This window comes from Chitinophaga arvensicola, from assembly GCF_900110835.1.
In the GTDB taxonomy this organism is placed as follows: domain Bacteria; phylum Bacteroidota; class Bacteroidia; order Chitinophagales; family Chitinophagaceae; genus Chitinophaga; species Chitinophaga arvensicola.
The window spans coordinates 2,385,377-2,411,877 of the sequence record NZ_FOJG01000002.1; the positions used below are offsets into that span (position 1 = coordinate 2,385,377).

Sequence of the window (26,501 nt, forward strand, 5' to 3'; positions counted from 1 at the left end):
TTATTCTATATTAAATACGGTTAAAACCGCCGAATGATCGGAAGCCCACACATCATCTATTTCGGGGGCGGTCCGGATAATTTTGGAAGACAGGGCTTTGATACCCGGTCCTTTATAGTAGATAAAGTCGATGCGTGAAGTTTGCAGATGTCCATAGATAGCCGCGAAAGTTCCGCCGGGATGTGTTACCTCATCAGGTTGCAGATCCCGGTAACTATCGCGGTAACCTTCCGCCAGCATTACTTTCGATGTGGGCAAGGCCACCGGACCATAGCCGTAATGCAAAAATGCCGCCCTGGCGGTCCAGTCGAGATGACTCCCCGAATTAAAATCCCCTGCTAATATCACCGGCAATGAAGCATCTGCTTTCAGCAGCGGATCAATATCCTGCTGCATATTTTTTCGTGCATCCGTTACCGCGAGTTCGCTGTCTTCCCTGATCCAGTCGTCGGTATTAAATCCGGGGATAGGGTAAAAGTCGGTGTATTCATGTTTATAAGCATATCTCAGCCACCAGTTGCCGATCAGCACTTTCCGGTTGCCGGGCAGCTGAACAGTCGCTGTATTGGACTTAAAATTATCGTTAGACAGATGTTTCTCCAGCGGATAACGGCTGAACAGCGCGAGGTTGGCGCCGGGTGCAGAAGTCTGCAGCTGGTAACCCAGCGACTCCTTCAGGAATTCCTGCGTACCATAAGCTTCCTGCATGGAAATAATGTCTGCGTTGGTTTTGAGCAATAGTTCCTTTACCCGTTCGCGGCCGCTATTCCCTACGTGAACACCGCCATGCCAGATATTCCATTGCAAAAGCTTTACTGTATTGGGTTGTACCGGCAATACTGTTTTGGCAATATTACTATGCGTTGCTTCCGGCGTATAGGCGACACCGTTCAGTGCAAACGAAGTAACATCAGCATACAGGGTATCTCCTGCCACTGCGTCTTTTTTCACATCGAAAGTAACCAGGAAATAATTGACTCCGTTCTGAAGCGGGTATCCATCTGCCGGAGGCAGTATTAATTTCATACTCCTTTGCGGAACATTCCCGGTTCCAAACAATTCCTTTCTATTGGCAGCCCTTGGGGTTTGCCCGGTGTAGTATACATGCACAGCTCCTATATCAGACAAGCGTGTGTTACGGGACAGATCCAATTGCAGGCTGGTCAGCTTCAACGGAGAGGCGTTACCGTTAGCAACAATACGCAACTTCAGGACCTGTTCATTGGCGCCACCCTGATCTGCATCCCATTCACTTTGTATAGTCACGGCGTTGAACAGTTGCTGTTTGCCCGCCGGTATGCTGAACAATGGATTATCGTTTTTCGCAAGGGTAGCCAGTGGCAGTGTACTTTTGTATTTTTTGCGGGTATTGCGCATATGATAGGCCTGGTGGCCTTTCCCTACGATATTCAGACTTACATCGTCCTGCATATCATCGAAGGGATAGTAGCCTTTCAGTGCAGCGAAATCATGATGGCGGGCAGTAAGCGGCTGATACATCCATTTGCGGATAGTAGCTGCCGGTAAGGCTTTTGTCCATATCCTCACTTCATCTATATAGCCGCCAAAAGTACTGGAGTCCTGGTCATTGGTACCAATAGCTCCTGGTAAAATGTCGATGGCCCCTTTAGCGCTGCCTACTTCCTTTCCATCGAGGTATAATTTTGTTTCCGCACCGTTGCAGGTAGCGGCTACATGGTGCCAGTTGTTATCCAGTATACCCGGCGCCGTTATATTGGCCTTTGCGCTGTGCAGATGACCGTTTTTAATCATCAAAGGCAGATTATCGACATGCGGGTATTCAGCGTATTCGCCTCCACCTATGATCACTTCGCGTTCCTTCCATACATTGTCGTTTCCTTTGATCCAGGCTTCAATGGTCCATTCCCGGCGGATAATATCCATACCTATGCAGGGATTATTGTCGTTACCATCCAGCAGGAGCGCCTGGTTGATGGTTTGTGCATGAGATAAGAGCGCGCCGGAAAACAGGCATATGATGAGTAAAGCCTCCATTTTCCAATAGCGGAAGAAACCCTTGATAGTCATTGTTCGTTTTTTTATTGTTCACTTCGTTCCACAAAATAAAAAACCGGTTTGGATAAACCGGCTTTTTATTTTTTTCATGACTATTTTCCGACAGGAGGCAATAACGGCCGTGGGTCGAATACTACCTGGAAAGATTGGATCCGGCCACCAACCAACTGGTACCAGCCGCAGGTAAGTACGCTGATGCCCTCCATTACTACATCGTACCAGACGCACACATTGTCATCTTCTGCAAACACTTTGCGGACGGTATACTTCAATTTCATCCGTTCCATATCTTTAAAATATGCGTCGGCGCCATGACGAACGCCCAGTACGCCGTTGAAGGTCAGCTCTTCGTTTACACATGCCCGTGCGGCAGTGAAATTTTCTTCATTCAGGGCAGTGAGGAACCGTAACACGGTTTCTTTTGAGTGAGTCGTATTCATATCTGTTGCTGTTTAAAGGTGAATATATCTGCAAAGATCCTTTGCTGATATCGTTTTCACCTGTGACAATCGTCACAAAACAACAGGCATCATTTTCTGCTGCGGATGCGGCTGAGGGTTTCGCGGGCCACTCCCAGGTAGGAGGATAGTTGTGTAAGAGATACCCGCTGTAGTAGCCGGCCATCCTGCTGTTGCAGGTATTCATACCGTTCCTGTGCGGTCATCAGCTTAAACATTGCTGCATGTTTTTCCTGTTTTGCGGCGATGAGCTGGAGGCATTTTCTTCCCAACGCATCAATAGCAGGATCTTTGGCAGATACTTCCCGCAATGTTTTCACATCAAAGCGGACCACGCTTAATTGTTCCGCTGCCTGGATAGAGAAAGCGGATTTTTCCCCGGTAGCCAGACTGCTGATATTGGTGGCAATGTCATTTTCAAAAAAGAAAGCGGTGTTGATGTCCTGTCCATCTTTGTTGTACCAGGCCCTGCAAAAGCCGCTGTCAATAAAGTAAAGCGCATGGCATACTTTACCTGCTTCCAGCAGGAATTCATCTTTTTGCAGTTCCATTTCCGTCAGTGCGGGTTGCAGCGTTTGCCAGCTTTCTTCACTGAACGGTGTCAGGGAATGGATGTATCGCAGTAAATTTTCCATTTCCAAACTTACCGTGATTTTTTCTAAAAAACCCGGTCTAGCCCTGCTGTTTTGCATCCCGTTTTACCGACAGCTGATAAGCCTCTTCCAGTAAGGGGCTGAGCTGTTGAAAGGTAGCTTCACCAGGATTGAGTACCGATATCCAATACATTCTTCCATAAAGGGGATGAGGCATCAACTGGTCAAGGGCGGTAAAATCGTAGCCCAGCAATTCCGGATGTTCTGCATCTTCCCGGGAAATTTTCCTGTCAAATAATTTCCGGAATGTTTCCGCGCCAACACCGATGTTCAGCCGATACACATCAGCACGGTTAAGATTCGATAAATGATCAAAGTCATTGTCTTTGGTTACAATCGTGGCAAACGGAAAATTATTATCGGCGCCATAAAAGAAAAAGGTGTCTCCTTCTGCTTCAATCAAACGGCTGTCCTGTAAATTTTCTGTGATGTAACGTTGGATAGTGGCTGAATTCATATGTTCAATTAAAACTTCTGTAAGAGAAAATGAAGTAAACCGAAAGATATAAAATACCATCAATGATGAAAACCTTTGGGTAGAAAACGCATTTTTTGTATTTTAATGCCATGACAAAAACATCTCTCGACCTGCTGGTATCAGGCGCCATTGCACCCTTGTTAAAGAAAAATGAATTCCGTAAAAAAGGATTGGACTTTTATAAAACAACCCAGGATCTTGTTTTTGATGTTAATATCCAGAAAGGCAAAGTACAACAGCAAGCTTATTTCTACATCAATATTGGCATCTACTCACCGGAACTGGACCGTACCATTGGCATCGCAGAAAACGGGCAACCCAAAGAATTTGAATGTCATTTCAGACGGCGCATCGCAGACCTGATCAATGCCGGGCAGGACCGTTATATGGCGGATACCACTACTGCCGCACAAATAACCACCGACCTGGACCTGGCCATGGACGTACTTGATAAGATTCGATCTGCCAATGATCTTGTTAAACTGATGTGTGAACGTGGAGGACTGGAGAATTACGAAAAACTGGTAAGTTACCTGGCGCTGACAGACAATCACACTTTACTAAAAACATACATCGACGCCTTGAAAAAATTATTGGGCGATGATAAGAGATGGCCTTTCTTCGAAGGCAAGATGAATGAAATCCTGAAAAGCCATGGGAAAGAATATGGCATATTCAGTATTCCGTTCTCCTGAAAATGTGAAATCCGAAGTTTTGTAACACACCAGAACATAATAAATGCACCCCAACATACGACAAGAACAACCGGCAGATTACAACGCTGTATATGACCTGCATCATGCCGCTTTCAAACAGGAAGACGAAGCCAGGCTGGTGGATGCTCTCCGGAAAAACACGACGGCGTTTATACCGGAGCTGTCGCTGGTTGCCAGCATCAACAATACCGTGGTTGGTCATATACTTTTTACAAAAATTAATATTATCAGCTCCGATGGGAAAGTGTTTGAGAGCTTAGCTCTGGCACCTGTTGGCGTTAGTCCGTCTTTCCAGAAAACCGGGATCGGCGGTCAGCTGATTAATGCCGGTATTGCGAAAGCAAAAGCACTGGGATTTACATCTGTTATCGTGTTAGGTCATGAACATTATTATCCAAAATTTGGTTTCGTTCCCGCAGAAAAATGGGGAATCAAAGCCCCTTTTGAAATACCACCCGAAGTGTTTATGGGTCTGGAGCTGGTAGAAAATGGATTAGAAAATATCAGCGGCACCGTACAGTACCCAAAAGAATTTGAAGCGGTGTAGTTAAAACTGTAACCTGAAACTGCCAAAAATCCCGAAGTTAGATTTATGCGAAGTGGCCGCCCCATTAGGGTATAATCGCCAAACCGCATCTACGCGGAAGAAATGGAAAATATTATCCAGGCCGGTACCTACTTCCGTGTATACGTTCCCCTTAAAGGAACGCATGCCATAACCCGGATACTCTATCCTGTTATAGATCCTGTTGGCCGGTGAAAGATCGCCTACCACCGATTTCACATTCCAGAACTGACGGATACCTGTTTTCCGCATAAAGGGCAGCAGATTGAGTAATTTCCCATCGAAAGTATGTTCAATATTCACTCCTGCATAACGGTCGCTGATGAATTCATATTTATTCATCAGGCTGAATGATTCTTTGTTATAGTAATACGTTTCATTACCGGGATGTATCTGCAGCAACATAAATGGCAGTCTGTCTGCAAAGAATTTTCCGCCATATACCATATAGCTTACCCTTCCCCATTGCGGAATACGGAAGCGATGACTTACACTCAGGTCCAACTTTTCATAGCTGTATTTGCTACCCAGCACGCCCTGCGGCGCGATGGTCCACCGTGCTTCTACCACCGGCAGCTGACTGCGTATACGTCTTGTTTTGCGCAGGGTATGTATTTCCCTTTCGCCGGGTGCGTATCTTATTTTCAATTGTCCTTCTGCATTCACGACGTTACCGGCGTCTTCATCGCGAAGAAAAATTTTCTGGGGCGGCAGTGGCGCAAAGGTGCTGAAACTGCTGTGTATCACGGTACCTTCCACTGAAAAATTAAAAGGTAGCTTTTTGATAACACTGAGTTTCATTTCTTTCTCGCGGATAAATTTCTGCGGAATTCCACGGCGCCGCACAGCCTGACCGAATATATTATCCAGTGAAACTTCTTCGTTGTTGAAACCCCGCTGGCGATTATCCAGGTCATCTTTATAAGATACCAGCAGTGTGTATTCACCGTTACCTGGCAGATCCCAGGACATGCCCATTTTGCCTTTCAGCGATTCGTCGCGGGTGCCATAGGCAAGATAACCATACAGGCGCAAACGTTGGCTGAATGCGGCCGTGGTCCCGAGGTCAAAGCGCAGCCGCAGGCCTTCCACCGGGTTGCGGCTTACCCATTTGTACCACGGACCTATTTCTACTTTTCCCATTTTAATATGGCCGTCAAAAAGGAGCGTGGCTTTATCGCACAACCTTTTGAATGCCGGCATAGATTTCAGTGTATCTATCAGGCCGGCAGCGAGTATTTCGTTGCCGGTCAATGCTTCCGGGCGGCTTTGTTGCCAGTATTCATTCCCGGTAGTGGTAGCCGTATCTGCAATTACCACTTCTTCCTTATTGCGGTTTTTATTTATCCGCACGGCGATACTGGAATCGTTTACTTTTATTTTCTGTGCGTAACTCGTTTTGCGGGCAATGAATGTGGCTTTGTCTTTCCCCATGGGCGCCAGTTCTACGATAAATTTATCTTTTACACTTACCCATTCTTTCTCATTTAAAGGGGCAAATACCTGGATAATATCAAGTCGTTTTACAAAGTTAATATTCACGGCGCCGGCCACGCTCATGCTGATCCTTTGCAGCGCCCAGGTGCCGGCATGGATCCAGCAATCGCCCTTAAAAAGATTTTCGCCTTCCCGCTTTGGCGTAAAAGCAAGGTGAAAATACTGTGAACCATTTTGCCAGACGGTATCCAGGGCTTTGTAGTCGTAGTATTTATTGCCGGTAACTCCCACCGGGCTTACAAACTCTCTTCCGAAGATTTGCATATAGTCCTGGTAGGAATTAATTTTCTGGTTGATGCCACCAAGATATTCCATCACGGATTCATTCCTGATACCGCTGCTGTGCAAGGCTTTAATTTCCTCCCTTACACGGGGCGGAGCTGCTACCACATAATAATCGCTGATAGATTCGCTAAGAAAAACCGGCAGAAACGGTTGGCTTTCGGAGGTGGTATCTACCTGTTCCAGTAAAAACCGGAACGGCTGCAGCATAGGAGAATGCTGCCATTTAGTTTTATGGAGATTGGCAATATCAATTTCTAATTTATTATACAATTCTGCATAGTACGTATCGTAATGGCCGGGTGCATTCTGCGGCTTATTCGCTACAATTTTCCGCCACCAGATCAGGCCACGGTTCATCTTCTCCTTTACTTCCACCACATCTTTCATAATGGTTTCCAGCTGGATCAGCAGTACCGGCTGGCTGTAAGCCACCGGCGCGGGTACAAATGCCAGGTGATGACCTACATAGCGGACCACCAGTGTATCTATGGCGCGATGACTTCTTTTGAGACTGAAACCACCCACGCTATCTGTCATGCAGCCAAAGCCAGCCGCTTTCCAGTAAACGGTTGCAAAAGGTAATGGTTCTTCTGTAAACTTTGATACCACCTTTCCGGTCACCATCAGCGGTTGTTGCGCATGAATCTTCATGACGATAAAAAGCAGGCAGAAACAGAAAATCCAGGGATTTCCAATACAGTTGTAGGTAGACCGCATCAATATTATTCACGCTTATATAAAATGGGACCTTCCCATGTTACCGCTATTGATATGACGCTGCAATTCATCCTTCCCCCTATTGCGGCAAGGTTAACCGTTTTTCATCTTTTCAGCCGGAAATGGCTTATTCTTCTTTATATAAAGAAAAATTTCATTTCTCCATGTCGGCATTCCTGCTTATTTTCCAACCCGCAAAAGCAATGCGGACCATATTGAAACAGAAAAGCCGGGACCATGCCGGTAATCATCATTAACCCAAAATGTAACAGGAATTTATGTACGAAGTAACTGAACTTACCCAAACTTTACGAAGAGGTAATCTGGAAGATGCCCGCCAACGACTGGAACAGGGAGAAAAATTACCCGCCAACCTCGCCGATTTTGACAAAAGACAAATAACAGATACCCTCCTGCGTGCAAAAGCTTTTGACCTGGTAGACAGGCTGGTAAAGGATCGCGTTGTGGATCTCGATGTGTATGAATACGATAAACTAGACGGCAGCATTTTTGAATCCATCTTCAGGAATCTTGGTGATACGCCGGAAGAACTGGCATTCCTGGAGTCTTTCCTGTCGAGGACAGACAATATCAATGACGCCGTTGCGGATATAACCCTGCTGGAACTGGCTTTTACAAAGAATGCTCCGCTGGCGCATATTGAACTACTCGTTGCCGCCGGTTGCGACCTTCAGCGGAAAGATAATTACGATCACACCTATTTATATAAAGTTGTACGGACCTACGGTATTAAAACAGACAAGGGGCTGCTCTATCTCGATTACCTGATCCGCAACGGTGTAGATCCCAATGCCGGTAATGTAGCCGGAGAAACGCCGCTACACCTGGTTATAGGCGAGCAAACAAAAGCCTATAGCACCTTCCTGCTGGAACATGGCGCAGATCTCAACCAACAGAACAAAAAAGGAGAATCCGCTTTTTATACGGCCATCGTTCACCATGTATGCACCGCAGAACTGTACAAACACCTTACCCAATATGCCGCGCCTGATTTCGAAATGATCAATAATAACGGAGAAACAATCATCTGTGGCGCCATACGGATGCGTAGCCGTGGCTCTGAAAGTGAAACCGCCCTGATCAAAGCATTGATTGCTGATGGCGCAGATATATACCAGACCTCTCCGTGGTATTCCAAAGGCAAAGCTGCACTCGACTGGGTCGCAGAATATCCGGCGGAAGTACTCCAGGCCATCATGGATACCGGCGCCATTGAACTCGAACGCCGTGATGACCAGGGCAATACCCTTCTCCATAAAGTATGTGCATACAATGTAAATTACCAGCAGGAAGCCGCCAAACAGTTATATCGCAAAGTGAAACTGCTGATTGAAGCAGGCGCCGACGTGAATGTCACCAACGACCAGGACCAGACGCCATTCGACCTGGCGGCACAGGATAACCTGAAATCAAAAACGGTAGAACTGCTCCTGAAACATAAATCCTGATAACATGTCCATGTCTTTTATAGTTGCCTGTGAAAGCGGCAAAAGAAAAATTGCAGAAATACTACTGGCTAATAACGAAGTAGATGTAAAATATACCGACGAAAAAGGTAGAACCGGACTTCACTACGCCGCCCACCAGGGTTATCTTGACATCGTAAAACTATTACTGGAAGCAGGTGCGGAGCTGGATTATGAAGACCATAACGGTGAAACCCCTTTCTATTTTGCGTGTTTGCAGAAACAAAAACAAACCGCCTTGTACCTGCTGGAAAACGGTGCCAGAACCGACATCAATGATCACCAGGGCAACAATCTCCTGCATCTGACTGCCAGAACCGGGCAGAAGGAACTGGTTGATACCTTGCTGGCAAAAGGAATGAATGCGGACCAGGCCAACAACCAGGCGGCTACTCCCCTGCTGATTGCAGCAGCATGGCGGAACAAGGAAATTGTGCAGGCGCTGCTGGATCATGGTGCCCATGTAAATGCAAGCGACAAAGCCGGGGAAACACCTCTGATTGCGGCGGTGCGGGCCAAAAATGTTCCTATGGCCACCTGTCTTATTGAAAATGGAGCGGATGTAAATCAAACCAATGATGCCGGAGAATCTCCCCTGCTAATTGCCTGCTATGACACCAACCGCGCACTTACCAACCTGTTGGTGAGTCATGGTGCAGACGTACAAATCACTTCCAAAAACGGACTGTCTCCCATCTGGTATGCCTGCGCCAATAACCAGAAGGAAATGGTAAGCCTCTTCCTGGATAAAGGCGTGGCCGTGGATTTCAGTCAGCCGCTATCCGAAGCCACCACCAGTATGAACAGTTACCTCGACTGGGTAGAAAGCAGTAATAACCTGTCGCTCGAAAGCACTTTCAGCTTTAGCCATACCTACAGCTATGGCGGTGAAAGCCTGTTACATGTAGCTGCGAAGAACGGGCACCTGAGCATGGTCAAGCTTTTGCTGGAGCGCGATGCCAATGTGAATATCCAGGACGAGTCGGGGAATACCGCCCTTCATTATGCCGTTTCCGGCGGAAAGAAGGACATCGTGAAATACCTGCTGGAACAAGGCGCCGATGTGACGGTCGTCAACACAAAAGAACAAAAGGCAATAGACTATGCTGCTATCAAAGGATTTAATGAAATAGCCACGCTGTTGCTCAGTCATCATTCACCGGCAGCCAAAGCCACCGCAGCAGCTGCGGCTACAACGGCGCCACCGGCCACCGATAAGAAAAAAGCATTGATGGATCTGAAGGAATTGCTGGATGCAGGGATATTGACGCAGGCCGAATTTGATGCGGAGAAAGCGAAGGTGTTGAGTGGGGTGTAAAAACTAAAAGAGCTGCCTGGAAAAATCAGACAGCTCTTTTTTATTTGCGTTTTATACAATAATAAATATAACAACATACCATGCCCAGACAAAAGTTCAATGTATGATTGGCGTTACCTACCGCTATGTAAAGAGGTGAGTCTGGCTCATAAAAGAATCGGACATAACAACCCAAAGCGGCCATTGTACAAAAGAAAATCGCTGCAAGAAGTGACAATATCCTGGCTAATTTGCTCTTTTTCCACCCCTCAGGAACATCATGGGTTATTTTAGTTTTTACACGCATAGTATAGAATAAGAGCATAAATATAGAATAACAAGGTCAGATTCCATCGTATACTTCAACATGCAGCCTGCTTTACAATAAATATTCCCCCGAAAACTTTCCCATCGCTACCCATAAATATTTTATTACTTTTAGCACATTCCGTTTTCAAATATAAATCCTGCACCTACTATTCATGGAGTGTTACTTAAATAGCAGCGATCGTGATCTGTTGAATGGCATCTCTGCAGGAGATCCGGAAGCATACCGTTGTTTGTTTGATCGTTACTGGGAGCGGATTTACTCGGCAGCCCTGGCCCTGAGCAAATCTCCCGAGATTTCCGAAGATATCACGCAGGACGTTTTCACCATGATCTGGGAGAAACGGACCACCCTTTCCACAGTGGCCAATCTTGAAGGTTTTCTGTTTATCAGTGCACGTAACCTGATATATAGCCGTCTCCGGAAAATAAATGCCCAGGATAATTACCTGAAATATTTACGCAACTACTTCCTGGAAAGCCACCGGGAAGAGGAAGCACACATTTATTCCAGGGATATCCTCCAGCAGGTACAAAAGGCGATGAGCCAGTTATCGCCACAGCAGCAACGGGCTTTCCGGCTCAGCCGACTGGAAGGTCTCAGTCACGAAGAAATTGCAATAGAAATGGGTATTTCCAAAGTAACCGTAAAAAGTTATATCGTTCAGGCTCTGGCAGCACTACGCAAATGGCTACCCGCACATATTTTCAATTTTCTGCTGCCCTTATTGCTGGCATTTCCCCTCTGTTAATTTTTTTTTAAGATACCACCTCCTATTTTCCCTTTGATGCGTCTTTAGAGATATAATCATCCTCATGCATCCGGATATTTTTGCCACGTTATTGTCCCGTTATCTGAAAGATGAACTGAGCGCCGAAGAGCTGGAGCGCTTCAGGGAAGCCCTTTTGCGAGATGAAAACCGCGAGCAGTGGCAACAGGCCATTGACGGGATACTTCAAAGCAATGAATTTCCCGCTGTTACCGGCAATGATACGAAAGAACGTATATGGCTGGCAGTCAACCAGCAGGAAAGCCACCCTGTGTGGCGGCGCCGGATTCGCCCCCTCATGGCCGCTGCGGCTGCCATCGGCATCCTCATCACCGCAGGGATTTACCTGTATCCCAAACCATCAAAACAACTGCCAGCAACAGCAATAGCCGCTACCAAGCCCATCATCCGGCCGGGAGGCAATAAAGCCATACTCACACTCGCAGACGGCTCGCAGGTGACGCTCGACAGCACCGGCGCCGGCGCCATTGCCACGCAGGGAAATACCCATATTGTACAAGTCAGCGGCGGGCAACTGGCCTATAAAGAACACAGCAGCATAGATGCGCCCCCCCAATTCAATTCCCTGCAGGTGCCGCGCGGAGGTCAATTCCGTATCACCCTGGCCGACGGCACCAATGTATGGCTGAATGCCGCGTCAGTGCTACGTTACCCGGCCTCCTTTGCCAATGCCGACCGTACAGTGGAACTGACAGGAGAAGCTTATTTCGAAGTAGCTGCCCTTTCCGGAAAGCCATTCCGTGTAAAAGTTAATAATACACTGGTACAGGTGCTCGGCACCAGCTTCAATATTATGGGATACTCCGAAGAGCAGGTAACCCGCACCACCCTGCTGGAAGGCGCCGTGCAGGTAAAAACTGACAGGGCCACCACACGTATGTATCCTGGTCAGGCGGCCACCACACAATCCAATGGTGAAACCCAGCTTCACCAGGATGCAGATGTAGACCAGGTAGTAGCCTGGAAAAACGGGTACTTCCTTTTCAACCATGAGAAATTACCAGGTGTCATGCGCCAGATAGCCCGCTGGTATGACGTAGAAGTTGAATACGCCGGCAAAATCCCCGAAGAAAGGGAATTTGGTGGAAAGATCGCCAGAAGCAGCAGTATAGAGGATGTCATCAGGATACTAAAACTCAGTAATATTCACGTTAAACTGATAAACAAAAAAATCATCGTTCAGCCATGAAGCCAACACCGTTATGAAAAAATAAGCATCACCGTTATCTACGCATAAAAAAACCGGAAGTGCGCTAACACCTCCGGTAATAATGGCGGGTAACCTCCAGAAAATCGTTCCATGACTTCCACAAAGCACCTGGCTTACGCCGGGCGGGATTTTATTACCCAAACCAATCAAATGTATGAATTTTAAAGCTATTCTCCGGCACACAGGACATCAACCACTGTGGCTCAACAAAACGTTTCTTGTTATGAAATTCGCTGCCATTATTATATGTACAGCATGCCTGCAGGTCAGCGCAACAGGTTACGGACAGGAAATTACCTTGTCGAAGAAGAATATGTCCCTGGAAAAAATATTCAGGGCCATCGAAAAACAGACAGGATATGTTTTCTTTTTCGATCACCAGCAGCTGGACATAGCGCCGCCCGTCAACATCGATGTGAAGATGGCGCCGCTCAACGTTGTCATGGAAAGTTGCCTGAAAGACCTGCCGCTCACTTACACGCTGGTTGGAAAAAACATCGTTATCTCCTTCCGCCCCACTCCCACCACCGTTACCGCCGGTTTCCTGGAGATCACCGGAAAAGTAAGCGGGAACGATGGCTCCCCACTACCCGGTGCTACGGTGGTCGTGAAAAACACCACCGTTGGCGCCCTTACCAAAGCCGATGGTACTTTCCAGATCAACGCCGCTCCCGGCGCCACATTGGTGGTATCCTACCTTGGATATGAAACAAAAGAAGTAACCGCCACCGCTGGCAGTCCGCTCAACATCGTCCTGAAAATAGCGGTGAATAAGTCTTCCGAAGTAGTAGTGATAGGATATGGCATCGCGAAAAAATCAGATCTCACCGGCGCCGTATCCCAGATACGTTCGGAAGACATCAGTGTACAACCACTCAACAATGCCATGCAGGCACTCGCCGGCCGCGCTCCCGGCGTACAGGTAATGCAGAACAATGGCGCACCCGGAGGAAAACTCAGTGTTCGTATCCGGGGTGTGAACTCCATCCTGGGTAGCAACGAACCCCTGTATGTAATAGATGGCTTCCCTTTCACCGGTAGCCCCGACTTCCTCCAGCCTTCGGATATCGCGAGCATGGAAATACTGAAAGATGCCTCCAGCACCGCTATATACGGTTCCCGTGGCGCCAATGGTATTGTCATGATTACCACTAAAGCCGGTAAAAAGAAAGAAGGTACTACTGTTGATTTCTCCACAGGATACAGTATACAGTCTGTTACCAAAAAAATGCGCCTGATGTCGCCGGCCCAATATGCCACCCTTTACAACGAACAGGCGAAAAACGACAACGTGGCGCCCTATTTTACGCAACAACAGATCGACTCCTTCGGACTCATGAAAGGAACCGACTGGCAGGACCTGGTAATGCGGAATGCGGCGCTTTCCAATACAGCCGTTACCGTTAGCGGAGGAAATGAGAAAACCCGTTTTTCTGTGGGTGCAGGCGCCTACCTCCAGGACGGCATTGTGCGCAACAGCAACTATAAACGCTATTCTATAAGAGCCAGCATCGAACATGATATCAGCAGGATTTTCTCGCTTTCCTACAATGCCACGCTGACGAAGATCGATACAAGAGTACAGAATTCCAGCCTGGGCAACCGTGGCAGCGATCTGATCTCCGCTATGCTCATGGCGCCCCCTACCTTGTCGCCCTACCTGCCTGATGGCAGCTACCGCCGGCTCAACACCGCCTATCCCTTCATTTCCAATGCGATCATCAACCCACTGGTGCCGATCAATGAAGTCTCTGAAAGACTGAAAGCCAACCGCGTATTTTCGAATGCTGCAGTTACCATCAGACCCTTCGAGGATCTCACGATCCGCATTTCCGGCGGTATCAATAACCAGGACGACAGAAGAGATATCTACGCTAATATAGAACCCTCCACCAATTCAGTAGGCAGAGCACAGGTTAATACCGCACAGACACAAAGTCTGCTCAACGAAAACGTGGTGAATTATTCGAAAAAGTTCGGACGTCATGCAATCAATGCTACCGCAGGTTTTACCTACCAGGATAATATAGTGACGGTTATGCAGGGCTCCGGCATCGGCTTCCTGAGCGATAACGTAAACACCGGCTCCCTCGGAAGTGCTGCCACACCGGGCGTTCCTTCTAGTTCCTATGAAAAATGGGTATTGCTCTCTTTTATCGGAAGACTAAATTACACCCTACAGGATAAATACCTCTTCACCGTGAGTATGCGCCGCGATGGCTCTTCCAGGTATTCAAAGGATAACAAATGGGGGAACTTCCCTTCCGCTGCTATCGCCTGGCGTGCGTCTGAAGAACCGTTCCTGAAAGGATCCCGCGTGATCAATGACCTGAAGATCCGGACCAGCTACGGCGCTACCGGCAGCACCGGTATTACTCCCTACCAGACCCTGAACCTGCTTACACCCGGCACCACCATCTTTGGCGATGCCGCCTACACCGGCTATGCACCCGGTACTGCATTGCCGAATACTTTGAAATGGGAAACAACCTACCAGGCAGATTTTGGCTTCGACGTGGCGTTGTTCCGCGACAGGGTGCGCTTTACGGCCGACTTCTACCAGAAACGCACCAAAAACCTGCTCAACAATGTGCAGCTACCTGCTTCCATGGGATATCGCACCACCGTGCAGAATGTAGGTGAGATGCAGAACCGGGGAATGGAATACGCCGTGGATGTAAAAGTAATGGACAAGGCCGTGAACTGGAATGTAGGCGCCAACATCTCGTTTAACCGGAATAAAGTGATAAAACTCTACAACGGCCAGGATATCTATGGCGCCACACTATACACCGGTTCCCTCAACGACTATGTAAACCTGCTTCGTGAAGGTCAACCCTTTGGCATATTCTACGGTTATGTGGAAAAAGGCTACAGCAGCACCGGCAATCTTGAGTATGAAGATCTCAACAAAGACGGGAAGATCAGTGCCGCCGACAAAACATACATCGGTAATCCCAATCCTGATTTCACCTATGGTATCAATTCTGTGACCAGTTATAAAGGCTTTGAATTATCACTGTTTATCCAGGGCTCACAAGGCAATGATATCTTCAACCTGAATAAGGCAGCTACGCTGGATCTGGGAATGGGGCTGAATCTTCCTGCAGCCGTGGCAGAAGACCATTGGACACCGGAGCATACCAATGCCGCCTATCCGAAAATTACCCGGAACCTGGCAGCGAATATGTCCAGTCGTTTCGTCGAAAACGGTTCTTACCTGAAAATTAAAAATATCCAGTTAGCTTATAATCTCCCGGTAGAAAAATTACACCAGAAATGGTTCCGTAAAGCCCAGGTATATGTAAGCGCACAGAACATGATCACCTTTACCAAATATTCCTGGTACGATCCGGAGATCAATGCCTATGGCTCTGAAAACTCCGTTAGCCAGGGGATTGATTATGCTACTTATCCTATCAGTAAATCTTTTACAGTAGGCATACGTTGTGGTTTCTGATTATTTAAATTTTATACGATCGTTATGAAAAATATTTTTTGTTATATACTGATGCTGGTACTTTTTTCCTCCTGCTCCAACCTGCTGGAAGAGAAACCACAGGCCATTGCCGCAGAAACCTTTTATAATACTCCCGGAGAAGTACAGGCCGGCCTGAACGCCATCTACAAACCGGTAAGACAAGGCGGCAATATGGGCGCCCTCTATCAATGCCAGCTGGAAATCTATACGGAATATATGTATGGACGCGGCAGTCATGCCCCTCTGAACGACTACCAGGGCCTCGACAATACCAACATCACCCGCGTGGGCGACATGTGGGCCGGGTTCTATGAATCTATCCGCAACGCCAACCTGGTGATACAGAAAACTCCCTCCGGCAAGAAAATAAGTGAAACAGATGTAGCGAGATTTGTAGCAGAAGCACGCTTCATGCGCGGCCTGTTCTATTTTCACCTGGTCCGTAACTGGGGAGGCGTACCCTTAAGAACAGAAGCCAATATGACCCTGCAGAACCTCGCGAGAAGTTCCGCACAGGACGTCTATAATTTTATCCTGGATGATCTTGGTTATGCCGTAACCAATCTCCCGGAAGTACCCCGGCTGGCCGGCGCTCCTAACAAATGGGCGGCGAAGACGGTGCTGGCAGATGTATACATGAACCTGCACGACTACACGAAAGCGCGCGATGCCGCCAAAGAAGTGATCAACAGCAACAAATTCTCCCTGGTACCCGTTACCGTAGCAGATGACTTTGATAAATTATTTGGTCCCGATGTACAAAGCTCTGCCGAGGAAATCTTTTATCTGAAATTCTCCAGAACACCGGCAGATCAGGGCTTCCAATTCCCCATGTATGCGCACTATCCTAATTCCGGCTACTATCCTCCCGGAGGATATTATACCTTTTACAGCGATGCGGTTACCAATAAATTTGTAAGTCAGTGGGACAAGAAAGATCTCCGGTACACTTTTAACTGGTATAGTCAGACATTTGGTTTGGGCAACAGCACCATTTTAAATAAAAAATTCAGCGACCGGACCACTACCACCGCCGGTGGTAACGATTACCCCATGTATCGTTATGCGGATGTACTGCTGTTCTACGCCGAATGCCAGGCACGTGCAGCCGGACAGCCGGATGCAGATGCCATGGAAATGTTGAACAGGGTACATCGCAGGGCGTATGGTAAACCTGCCGCTATTCCCGATGCAACTGTAGATTTCAAACTGACCGACTATGCTACCCTGGATGCATTTGTGAACCTGGTGGTGAAAGAGCGGACTTATGAAGATTGCTGCGAAGCCAAGCACTGGCACGACCTGAAGCGGCTCGGTACGGCGAAACAGGTGATAAAAGACATGAAAGGTATTACTATGGCCGATAAACAATTACTCTGGCCCATTCCAACGATTGAATACAATTACAATAAAGCCATCGATCCGGTGAAAGATCAGAATCCCGGGTATTGATTCAAACAACTGACAAACTATGAAACTGAATCTGTTATTAATTGTAGCAACCCTGTCGACGGGTTTTGCGGCGAAAGCAACGGCTCCTCCGCAACAAGTAGATATCTGCGTATATGGTGGCACCTCTGCCGGTGTCATTGCCGCCTATACCGCCAAAAAGCTGAACAAAACCGTGGTACTTATCTCGCCTGAAAAACAACTCGGCGGACTGACCACAGGCGGACTGGGGTATACAGACATTGGTAATAAATCTGCTATTACTGGTATCTCCAGGGATTTTTACCGGAAGATAGGTACCCGCTACGGACGTTTCGAACAGTGGATCTTTGAACCGCATGTGGCCTCGCAAACCTTTGACCAGTATATCAAAGCCGCCAGCCTGCCGATATTGTACGAGTACCAGCTGGATAAAGTAGAAAAATCCAACGGCGCCATCACTTCCGTTACCATAACAGGAAAGGATACACGTACTATCCGTGCAAAAATGTTCATCGACTGCTCCTATGAAGGAGACCTGATGGCAAAAGCCGGTGTATCCTACACCGTAGGCCGGGAAGCCAATGCCCAGTACAACGAAACATACAATGGCGTACAGATGAAACAATACCACCAGTTTCCGGATGGTGTTGATCCGTATAAAGTACCCGGCAAACCGGAAAGCGGCCTGCTCTGGGGCATCAGTCCGGCTACACTGGATGCACCCGGCACGGGCGACAAAAAACTGCAGACCTATAATTTCCGGATCTGCCTGTCCAATGTACCGGAAAACCGTATCGAGATTCCGCAGCCGGCTGACTATAAACCAGAAAAATATGAACTGCTTATACGTTTACTGGAAAAAACCAATCCCAAAAGCCTGAGCGCTATCCTGAAAATAGACCATATGCCCAATGGTAAAACGGACATCAACAACAACGGCGCCTTTTCTACCGATATGATCGGTGAAAATTATGAGTACGCCGAAGGAGATGCCGCCACCAGGAAGCGTATCATCCAGAACCATGAAAGCTACACCAAAGGGCTGTTGTATTTCATTGGTCATGATCCCCGTGTACCGGAACATCTCCGCAAAGAGATGCTGCAGTGGGGCTATCCGAAAGATGAATACACCAACAACGGACACTGGTCGCCGCAGTTATACGTGCGCGAAGTACGCCGCATGGTGGGTGAATATGTAATGACGCAAGCCAATTGTGAAGGCAAGGAAAAAGTAACCGATGGCGTTGGTATGGCCGCATATACCATGGATTCCCACAACTGCCAGCGTGTAGTCGTAAACGGTATGGTTAAAAATGAAGGGGATGTACAGGTTGGTGGTTTTGGCCCTTACCCGGTTTCCTATCGTTCCATTATACCGAAAACAGGTGAGTGCAGTAACCTGCTGGTACCTGTTTGCCTGTCGGCCACACATATTGCCTATGGCTCTATCCGTATGGAACCCGTGTTCATGGTGCTGGCACAATCTGCCGCCACAGCCGCTACAGTAGCGATCAACGACGGTGTTTCCGTACAGCAGACAGATGTTACCAAAGTACAACGTATCCTGGAACAGAATCCACTCGCGGATAACAGTACACCGGAAATCCTGGTGGACGACAATGACAGCAAGCGTGTAGTCATCAAAGGTGATTGGCAGACCGAACGTCATGGCGGTTATGGCCCTTCCATGCTGGTTGACCGTAACGGTGGCGAGAAAAGTGTACGTTATTCTCCGGAAGTAAAGAAAGCCGGCAAGTACCAGGTATATACTTATGTACCACGTGTACAAGGCCAGGCGCCGCATACAGGCGTGACCATCTATGACGGGAAAACATCCCACGATACCAGTATCGATGCGGGTGGTGTGAAAGTAGAAGGACAAACATCGGGAGAGTGGGTACACCTGGGTACCTATCAGCTGACACCCGGCGCCTGGGTGGAATTCCAGACAGGTAAATCATCCGGCACTGTAGTAGCAGATGCCGTATTATTTGTACCGGCCACACGGAAGTAAAAAAACGGGATGTCTCTCTGTTTATATAAGAACAGGAGACATCCTTTTTTTATGCCGCGCCCGGAAATAAATTATCTTCCGCAAGATTTTGCTACTTTAGCAACAGGGGCTTTCCGGCATGCATGCGCAATTATACGACGATAAAGAATTATTTCTGGCCATCGCAGAAGGCGATGAAACCGCTTTCCGGCGGTTGTTTCATAAATATGTGCCGCAACTCCGTCCCATAGCCCAGCACATCACCAAAACAGCGGCCGTTACCGAAGACATCATCCAGGAAACATTTCTGCGACTATGGGTCAGTCGTGACAAACTGCCTGAAATAGAACAGCCACGATCCTGGCTGCTGCGCATCGTTTTTTACCAGTCTTTTACTTACCTGCGGAAACAGGCGGTACACCACAAAGCGATGGATACCCTGGCACCGGTGGAACCGGTTTTCAGCATGGAAGAAAATATGGCTTATGATTCCATGATGAAACAGGTAGGCCTTGCCGTGGCACAGCTTCCCCCGCGTGCGAAACAGATATACCTGCTCAGCCGGGAACAAGGGCTGAAGATACCCGAGATTGCCAGAGAACTTTCTCTTTCCACCAATACCGTTAAAAATTCGCTGGTCCGGTCATTACAATCCATCCGCAAGCACCTGGAAGGTGCAGGTCACCTGTTACCCGCGCTGATAGTGTGGTTACTGCGGTTATAATTTTTTTTTATTCCGATAGGTCCTAAATATTTGTTAGCGCGTCTGTTTGTATAGAGAGGACTATTTCACGTTGCTTTAAATACCACGTTCAGCATCACAAAAACGACCAAAATTGTCTATCCAGGACCGTCTTAGCTACCTGTTACGACAGGCATTGAACTACTCCGCCACTGACGCAGAGTTGCAGGAATTATCCAACCTCGTCAGGGATGACCAGGCAGGCGATATTACCCGGCAGCTGGAACAGCTGTTACAGGAAGAGATTCCCGCAGCGCCATCCGACGCTTACGACAGCGTATACTGGGATAATATTGCCGGGAAGATACTGGCATCAGATCACCTTCCGGAAACAAACCAGGCGCCGGTTGTACGCCTTGGGAGGCTGCGCTGGTTATCAGCAGCTGCTGCCGCATTGCTGCTTTTACTGGCCGGGGCATACTGGCTTCTGCGCCCCGCTGCTCACGCACCGGAAATGGCCACAACAGCGCCGCTGCTTAAAAATGATATAGCGCCCGGTGGCAACAAAGCCATCCTCACGCTGGCAGATGGTACACAGGTACCGCTAGACAGTAGCGGCGACGGAACGCTCACCCGGCAAGGCAATACCCGGATCAGCAGACCCGCCGGCGGACAACTGATGTATACTCCGCTGGCAGAAGACCATGCCGTAACCACATCCTATAATACGTTACGCACCCCAAAAGGCGGCCAATTCCAGGTGACCTTGCCTGATGGTACCAAAGTGTGGTTGAACGCAGCCAGTGCCCTGAAATACCCTGTTGCCTTCAATGGCCGCAGCAGACAGGTGGAGCTGACCGGAGAAGCCTATTTTGAAGTAGTCCAACGGGCTGATATGCCGTTCAAGGTAAATGTTCATACCGGAACAGATCAGCTGGAAGTAACGGTACTGGGCACACAATTCAATATCATGGCCTACGAAGATGAAACCGCGATCAATACCACCCTGCTCCAGGGCGCAGTGAAAGTTAGTCATGGAAATACGAGTAAGCAGCTGGCTCCCGGACAGGGCGCATATCTCAACAGGCAGGATCATCTGCTGTCCGTACTCCCACAGGTAAACACAGAGGAAGCCGTGGCCTGGAAAAATGGCTACCTGCAACTGGAAGGAAATGACATTACATCCGCCATGCGCCTGATAGCGCGCTGGTACGACATGGAAGTAGTGTATAAAGCGCCCGTCACCGCGCACTTTCGCGGTATCATTCCGAGAAATGTACCCGTATCACAAGTGTTAAAAATGATGGAGATGACAGGAGAAGTGCATTTCGACATCAGGGGAAAACAGATCATCGTATCTCCCTGATTTTACCTATATGTTTTAAAAACTGATACCATGAGTCCGTAAATTCCACTTATCCCTTTACATATATGGGCCTAAAAAAACCGGAAGCGTTCCCGCGCTCCCGGTAAAAAGCCTGGGCCTGTATGTACAATCGCTGACAGCAATTATTCATTATTTACCCAAACCATACAAATGTATGCAATTGATGCTTTTTTCCCAAGGCAGGCAACTATGCGCTGCGTGGGGCAAACATTTTCCACGATTATCTGCAAAAACGTTACTGATCATGAAATTAACGGTGCTTTTGATGACCATTACCCTGCTACAGGTACATGCAGCCGGGTATGCACAAAGAGTGACCCTTTCACAACGTAACTCGCCGCTGGACAAAGTTTTCCAGGAGATCCGGAAGCAAACCGGTTATACCTTCCTGTACACCGATGAACAATTGCTGCAAGGACGTAAAGTCAGCCTGCAGTTAAAGGATGCTCCGCTGGAGCAGGCACTGGAAGCCTGTTTCCTGGATCAACCGCTGACTTACTCCATCTCAGACAAGGTAATTATCGTGAAACGGAAACCTGCCCCGGACGCTACAATTGCCATCGTTGAAAAAGAAATCAGCGGAAAGGTCACCAACAACAACGGAGAACCGCTGCCAGGCGTTACTATACAGGTAAAAGGTACCAATAAGGGCGTAGCTACCAATGAGAAAGGCGAGTACACCATTACTGTACCGGACGATAATGCCATATTGGTGATATCTTCCCTTGGCTACAACAAAATAGAAATGCCGGTAGGTAGCAGAAGGGAATTATCCATCACCCTCCAACCATCTGCCTCCAATATCAACGAACTGGTGGTAGTGGGCTATGGTGAACAAAAAAAGGGAAGCCTCAGCAGCTCCATTTCTTCCATCTCATCCAGATCATTCCAGGATGCACCGGTAAACCGCCTCGACCAGGTACTGCAGGGACGTGCCACCGGTGTGCAGGTTACTAATTCTGCCGGTTCTCCCGGTGGAGGGGTGCGTATCCGGATCCGTGGTTCCAACTCCATCAATGGCAGCAACGATCCGTTGTATGTTGTGGATGGTTTTGTAGGCGCTGAATTCTTCGCCATTAACCCGGACGATATTGAGTCGATCCAGGTATTGAAAGATGCTGCCGCTACAGCGATTTATGGCAGCCGAGGCTCCAATGGGGTGATTTTGGTAACCACCAAAAAAGGCAACAACGGCGGATTGAAAGTAAACTTCACTTCGCGCTTCGGTTCTTCTACCGTGCTGAAAAAACTGGACCTGCTGAATGCATCAGACTTTGCCGAAACCGCCAATGCACACGCGGTTGCGGTAGGTACTGCGCCAAAATTCACGGACGCACAGATCTCTGAATTCCGCGCCAAAGGCGGCACCAACTGGCAGGATGAAATATTCAGAGCAGCACCCAGCCAGGAGTACCTGTTGAATCTTTCCGGGGGAAACGATAAATCCAGCTACTTCATTTCAGGCAATTACCTGAACCAGGACGGTATCATTAATAATTCTTTTTACAAGCGTTATACCGTCCGTTCCAATATCAATTCCAAACTGTCCGACAAAGTATCTACCTTCCTGAACATCACGGGTTCCTACAGTACTGCGCAAAACGTAGACATTCCTGCAGATGGTCCCAGCAGTCCGCTCGCACAGGCCATCACCTGGGCGCCCACCACGCCGGTATATAACGCAGACGGCAGCTTTGTGATCAGTGATCCGGTAGGTTCTATCTCTTATAATCCTTTGGCGTTAACTACCAACAGGCTGGCTGTGAGAGACCGCATGCTGGCAAATATGATCGGCGGCTTCAAGTTCAATATCATACCAGGGCTGACCTTCAACCTGCAATACGGCGCCAATTACCTGCAGTACGACGATAAGAGCTTTGCCGGTAAAATCACCAACAACAATACTTCCACTTCCGGTATACGGTCTAACAAGGAAATCGTATTACAGAACACCAATACACTGAACTACCGGAAAACTTTTAATAAAGTACACAGCCTGGATCTGACGGCAGTAATGGAATACCAGCAATCTACCTATAACTATTCCGCTGCCGGTGCTTCCAATCTTACCTACGAAAATTTCCAGTGGAATAACCTGGCACTGGCTACACCCGGTACGCCTTCTTCCGGTTATTCGAAGTGGGCGCTGTTTTCGCTGGTAGGACGCGCCAACTACGCCTACAACGACAAATACCTGTTATCAGCAGCCCTTCGTCGCGATGGTGCTTCCAAATTCCAGGGCAACAACAAGTATAGTTATTTCCCTTCTGTTTCCGCCGGATGGGTGCTGACAAATGAGCCTTTCATGCAGGAAGTAACTAGCATCAGCAACCTGAAACTGCGCGGCAGCTGGGGTCTCACAGGTAACCAGGCCATCAGTCCCTATAGTACGCTTTCCTCCTATTCCAATATAGCCGCTTCCTTTACCAACAATAACCACCTCGTTGGCCTCGTAATGGGTAACATCGGTAATCCAAATCTAAAATGGGAAACAACAGAACAGAAAGATGTGGGCATCGACATCGGATTATTTAAAGGCCGAATCAATGTAACCGCAGATTACTTTATCAAAGACACACGCGACCTGCTGTTACAGGAAACGGTACCCATGTACCTGGGTGGCAATTCTATCACCAGGAACGTAGGATCCGTTCAGAACAAAGGCTGGGAATTTGCCATTGAAGGCGATGTACTCAGCGGACATGCGGTAACCTGGAACACAGGATTCAACGTGTCGTTCAATACCAACGAAGTCATTTCCCTTGGTGAGGGCAAAACCAGGATCTTTGATCCCAACAACCGCAGAATCGGCGGAGGTATGTCGCCACAATCTGAATTCGTGATCATGCCCGGCCAGTCTATCGGCGCTATCTGGGGACTCACCTATCTCGGCACCTGGAAACCAGGCGATGCAAAAGCCAATCAATATGGTGCCAAAGCGGGCGATTCCCGTTACCTCGACCTGGATAATAACGGCACCATCGACGCCAGCGATTATCACGTAATAGGCACCGGTATTCCTAAAACATCTATCGGATGGAACAACACGGTTACCTATAAGGCATTTACCCTGAACCTCCTGTTCCAGGGGCTCTTCGGATTCGACCGGCTCAATTACAACAGCGCTGCCGCCATGTTCTATGGCGGTGATGCACGAGAAGCCACGCTGGCGGATATCAAAAACAGGTATATCCCCGGCGTAAACGAAACCTCCGATATACCAGCCTTCAGCACTACCAACCGGAACTTCACACAGAGCAGCCGCTTCCTCGAAAAAGGAGATTTCATCCGGCTGAAAAATATCAGTCTGTCCTATGCCCTGCCTAAATCTGCATTAAAAAACACAGTAGGTATAAAGCTATTCGTAAGTGCCACCAACCTGCTGACGATCACCAACTACTCCGGCCTGGATCCGGAAAGCAATTCCTCTGCGGGCGACATCCGCCAGGGTATTGACTTTGGCACTTATCCGAATGCAAAAACAATTACCGGGGGTGTTACCCTCAGTTTTTAAAACCTAACAGTTATGAATAAACGATATCACATGAAACATGCAATATATCTCGTTCTTTGCCTGGTGCTGGTGACAGCGTGCAGCAAAGAATTAACAGAAGAGCCACGCGGGCTGGTGGCCGGTAAAGACGCGCTGAGCAGCCAGGCTGGCCTGGAAACCGTGCTTTCCGGTGCTTATGGCAGCCTGCTCGTACCCTGGACCAGTGGCTTTACCACCGTATCCCAGATAGCGCTGGCTATGGGTGGCGACGATCTCACTACACATCCCGGTTCCAACAAGGAAGAATTCAGGGAATTCGACCGCTTTACCGTATCATCCCTCAATAGCAGGATGACGCCTATCTGGCTCGGCTGCTACAAAACCATACAATCCACTACCAACATCATCAACAATTATACTGCCGTACAAGGCGGCAATCCCGATTCCATCCGCGCGATGGTAGGCGAAGCCAGTTATCTGCGCGGCCTCTGCTACTACTGGCTCACCAGGCTGTGGGGAGAAGTGCCCATTATCCCATCAGAAATATACTCGCCGGATTACCTGACGCTTAAAAAAAGTAAACCGGCGGAAGTATATGCCCTGATTGAAGCCGACCTGAAAAGAGCAGAAGAATGGATTCCCAATGGCCGCCGTAGTTCCGGAAGGCCCAATAAAGGCAGTGCCAAAGCCCTGCTGGCAGATGTATATCTTACAGAAGCCGGATGGCCGCTGAAAGACCAGTCCAAATACGCACTGGCTGCGGCTAAAGCAAAAGAAGTGATAGACAACAAAGCAGCTTACAGCTTTGATCTTTACCAGGGTGACTACCTGAAGATCTTTGCCGGAGGCACCTCTGAAGATGTGTTCACACTCTTTACACGTGGCCAGTGGATCACCTATAATTCTTTCTACGGCCTGTCCACCATGCCGGAAGATGAAGGGGGCTGGAGCGATTTCTTTCCTGAACTGAATTTCTATAACAACTTCCCGGCAGGGCTCCGGAAAGATGCTACTTTCAGTACACAGTTCACCAACAGCAGTGGCGCTGCTATTACCTGGGAACAAACTACTACCAAACATCCCTACTATAAAAAGTTCACGATTCAGTCCGGCGCTAAAAACGTGTACATGTCTGCTAACCCCGTAATCATGATGCGGTATGCGCATGTATTGCTGATTTATGCAGAAGCACAGGCACGCGCTACCGGCACCCCTAACAGCGACGCCTATACGGCTATAAATGCAGTACGTCGCAGGGCAGGATTGCTCAATCTGCCGGAAGGATTGTCCGGCGCCGATTTCGCCACCGCCGTGGTGAATGAACGCGCCTGGGAATTTGCCGGAGAATGGAACCGCTGGTTTGATCTTGTGAGACTGGAACTGGTAGAAGCAGCCAATGCCAATAAAAACCCCGGCGACCTGCAGCCATCCGGCACCATCACCAAAGCTAAATACTGGATGCCTATACCCGGCGCTGATGCCGTGGTAAACCCGAATCTATGATCCTTTTGATGAA

18 protein-coding genes are annotated in these 26,501 nt (G+C 48.3%); 13 read left to right on the forward strand and 5 right to left on the reverse strand.

Annotated features, from left to right (window positions below):
• The 4 genes from BMW79_RS26990 to BMW79_RS27005 form a co-directional block, all read right to left on the reverse strand.
• Nucleotides 1-2,049, reverse strand: a complete 2,049-nt coding sequence (locus tag BMW79_RS26990; protein ID WP_218150458.1) for an endonuclease/exonuclease/phosphatase family protein — start codon at nucleotides 2,047-2,049, stop codon at nucleotides 1-3.
• 80 nt (nucleotides 2,050-2,129) lie between these two features.
• The gene (locus BMW79_RS26995) at nucleotides 2,130-2,477 is read right to left on the reverse strand and encodes a nuclear transport factor 2 family protein (RefSeq protein WP_089900544.1); all 348 of its coding nucleotides are present in this window, start codon (nucleotides 2,475-2,477) and stop codon (nucleotides 2,130-2,132) included.
• An 89-nt stretch (nucleotides 2,478-2,566) separates the two neighbouring features.
• The gene (locus BMW79_RS27000) at nucleotides 2,567-3,130 is read right to left on the reverse strand and encodes a Crp/Fnr family transcriptional regulator (RefSeq protein ID WP_089904311.1); all 564 of its coding nucleotides are present in this window, start codon (nucleotides 3,128-3,130) and stop codon (nucleotides 2,567-2,569) included.
• A 37-nt stretch (nucleotides 3,131-3,167) separates the two neighbouring features.
• A complete protein-coding gene (locus BMW79_RS27005) occupies nucleotides 3,168-3,605 on the reverse strand; it encodes a DUF6194 family protein (protein WP_089904314.1) in 438 nt (145 codons plus the stop codon).
• Between the two features lie 110 nt (nucleotides 3,606-3,715).
• Between BMW79_RS27005 and BMW79_RS27010 the strand changes: the two genes are divergently transcribed.
• Together BMW79_RS27010 and BMW79_RS27015 are read left to right on the forward strand one after the other, a co-directional pair.
• Entirely contained in the window at nucleotides 3,716-4,321 is a 606-nt protein-coding gene (locus BMW79_RS27010; RefSeq protein ID WP_143059279.1) for a DUF4304 domain-containing protein, read from the forward strand.
• Nucleotides 4,322-4,364: 43 nt separating this feature from the next.
• Nucleotides 4,365-4,889: a GNAT family N-acetyltransferase gene (locus BMW79_RS27015; RefSeq protein WP_089900550.1), complete on the forward strand. Its 525-nt coding sequence runs from the start codon at nucleotides 4,365-4,367 to the stop codon at nucleotides 4,887-4,889.
• On the opposite strand, the gene BMW79_RS27020 is transcribed toward BMW79_RS27015, so the two are convergent.
• The gene (locus BMW79_RS27020) at nucleotides 4,890-7,340 is read right to left on the reverse strand and encodes a DUF5686 and carboxypeptidase-like regulatory domain-containing protein (RefSeq protein WP_177192349.1); all 2,451 of its coding nucleotides are present in this window, start codon (nucleotides 7,338-7,340) and stop codon (nucleotides 4,890-4,892) included.
• A 344-nt stretch (nucleotides 7,341-7,684) separates the two neighbouring features.
• Between BMW79_RS27020 and BMW79_RS27025 the strand changes: the two genes are divergently transcribed.
• The 11 genes from BMW79_RS27025 to BMW79_RS27075 all read left to right on the forward strand — a co-directional run bounded on the left by BMW79_RS27025 (nucleotide 7,685) and on the right by BMW79_RS27075 (nucleotide 26,488).
• Nucleotides 7,685-8,875, forward strand: a complete 1,191-nt coding sequence (locus BMW79_RS27025) for an ankyrin repeat domain-containing protein (protein ID WP_089900556.1) — start codon at nucleotides 7,685-7,687, stop codon at nucleotides 8,873-8,875.
• A 4-nt stretch (nucleotides 8,876-8,879) separates the two neighbouring features.
• Nucleotides 8,880-10,211, forward strand: coding sequence for an ankyrin repeat domain-containing protein (locus BMW79_RS27030; protein WP_089900560.1), 1,332 nt, complete (start codon nucleotides 8,880-8,882; stop codon nucleotides 10,209-10,211).
• Between the two features lie 461 nt (nucleotides 10,212-10,672).
• Nucleotides 10,673-11,269, forward strand: a complete 597-nt coding sequence (locus tag BMW79_RS27035; RefSeq protein ID WP_089900566.1) for an RNA polymerase sigma factor — start codon at nucleotides 10,673-10,675, stop codon at nucleotides 11,267-11,269.
• A gap of 64 nt (nucleotides 11,270-11,333) precedes the next feature.
• Nucleotides 11,334-12,497, forward strand: coding sequence for a FecR family protein (locus BMW79_RS27040; protein ID WP_089900569.1), 1,164 nt, complete (start codon nucleotides 11,334-11,336; stop codon nucleotides 12,495-12,497).
• Between the two features lie 175 nt (nucleotides 12,498-12,672).
• On the forward strand, nucleotides 12,673-15,978 hold the full coding sequence (locus BMW79_RS27045) for a SusC/RagA family TonB-linked outer membrane protein (RefSeq protein WP_218150459.1): 3,306 nt from the start codon (nucleotides 12,673-12,675) through the stop codon (nucleotides 15,976-15,978).
• A 24-nt stretch (nucleotides 15,979-16,002) separates the two neighbouring features.
• Nucleotides 16,003-17,451 (forward strand): RagB/SusD family nutrient uptake outer membrane protein, encoded by a 1,449-nt coding sequence (locus BMW79_RS27050; protein WP_089900571.1) that lies wholly within the window; start codon nucleotides 16,003-16,005, stop codon nucleotides 17,449-17,451.
• 19 nt (nucleotides 17,452-17,470) lie between these two features.
• Nucleotides 17,471-19,444 (forward strand): FAD-dependent oxidoreductase, encoded by a 1,974-nt coding sequence (locus BMW79_RS27055; RefSeq protein ID WP_089900574.1) that lies wholly within the window; start codon nucleotides 17,471-17,473, stop codon nucleotides 19,442-19,444.
• Between the two features lie 118 nt (nucleotides 19,445-19,562).
• Complete coding sequence (locus BMW79_RS27060; RefSeq protein WP_089900577.1) at nucleotides 19,563-20,147, forward strand: RNA polymerase sigma factor; 585 nt, start codon at nucleotides 19,563-19,565, stop codon at nucleotides 20,145-20,147.
• 112 nt (nucleotides 20,148-20,259) lie between these two features.
• The gene (locus BMW79_RS27065; RefSeq protein ID WP_089900580.1) at nucleotides 20,260-21,471 is read left to right on the forward strand and encodes a FecR family protein; all 1,212 of its coding nucleotides are present in this window, start codon (nucleotides 20,260-20,262) and stop codon (nucleotides 21,469-21,471) included.
• A 265-nt stretch (nucleotides 21,472-21,736) separates the two neighbouring features.
• Nucleotides 21,737-25,006 carry a TonB-dependent receptor gene (locus BMW79_RS27070; protein WP_177192350.1) on the forward strand — a complete coding sequence of 1,090 codons (3,270 nt, stop codon included), beginning with the start codon at nucleotides 21,737-21,739 and terminating at the stop codon, nucleotides 25,004-25,006.
• A 30-nt stretch (nucleotides 25,007-25,036) separates the two neighbouring features.
• Entirely contained in the window at nucleotides 25,037-26,488 is a 1,452-nt protein-coding gene (locus BMW79_RS27075) for a RagB/SusD family nutrient uptake outer membrane protein (protein ID WP_089900585.1), read from the forward strand.
• Nucleotides 26,489-26,501 lie beyond the last annotated feature (13 nt).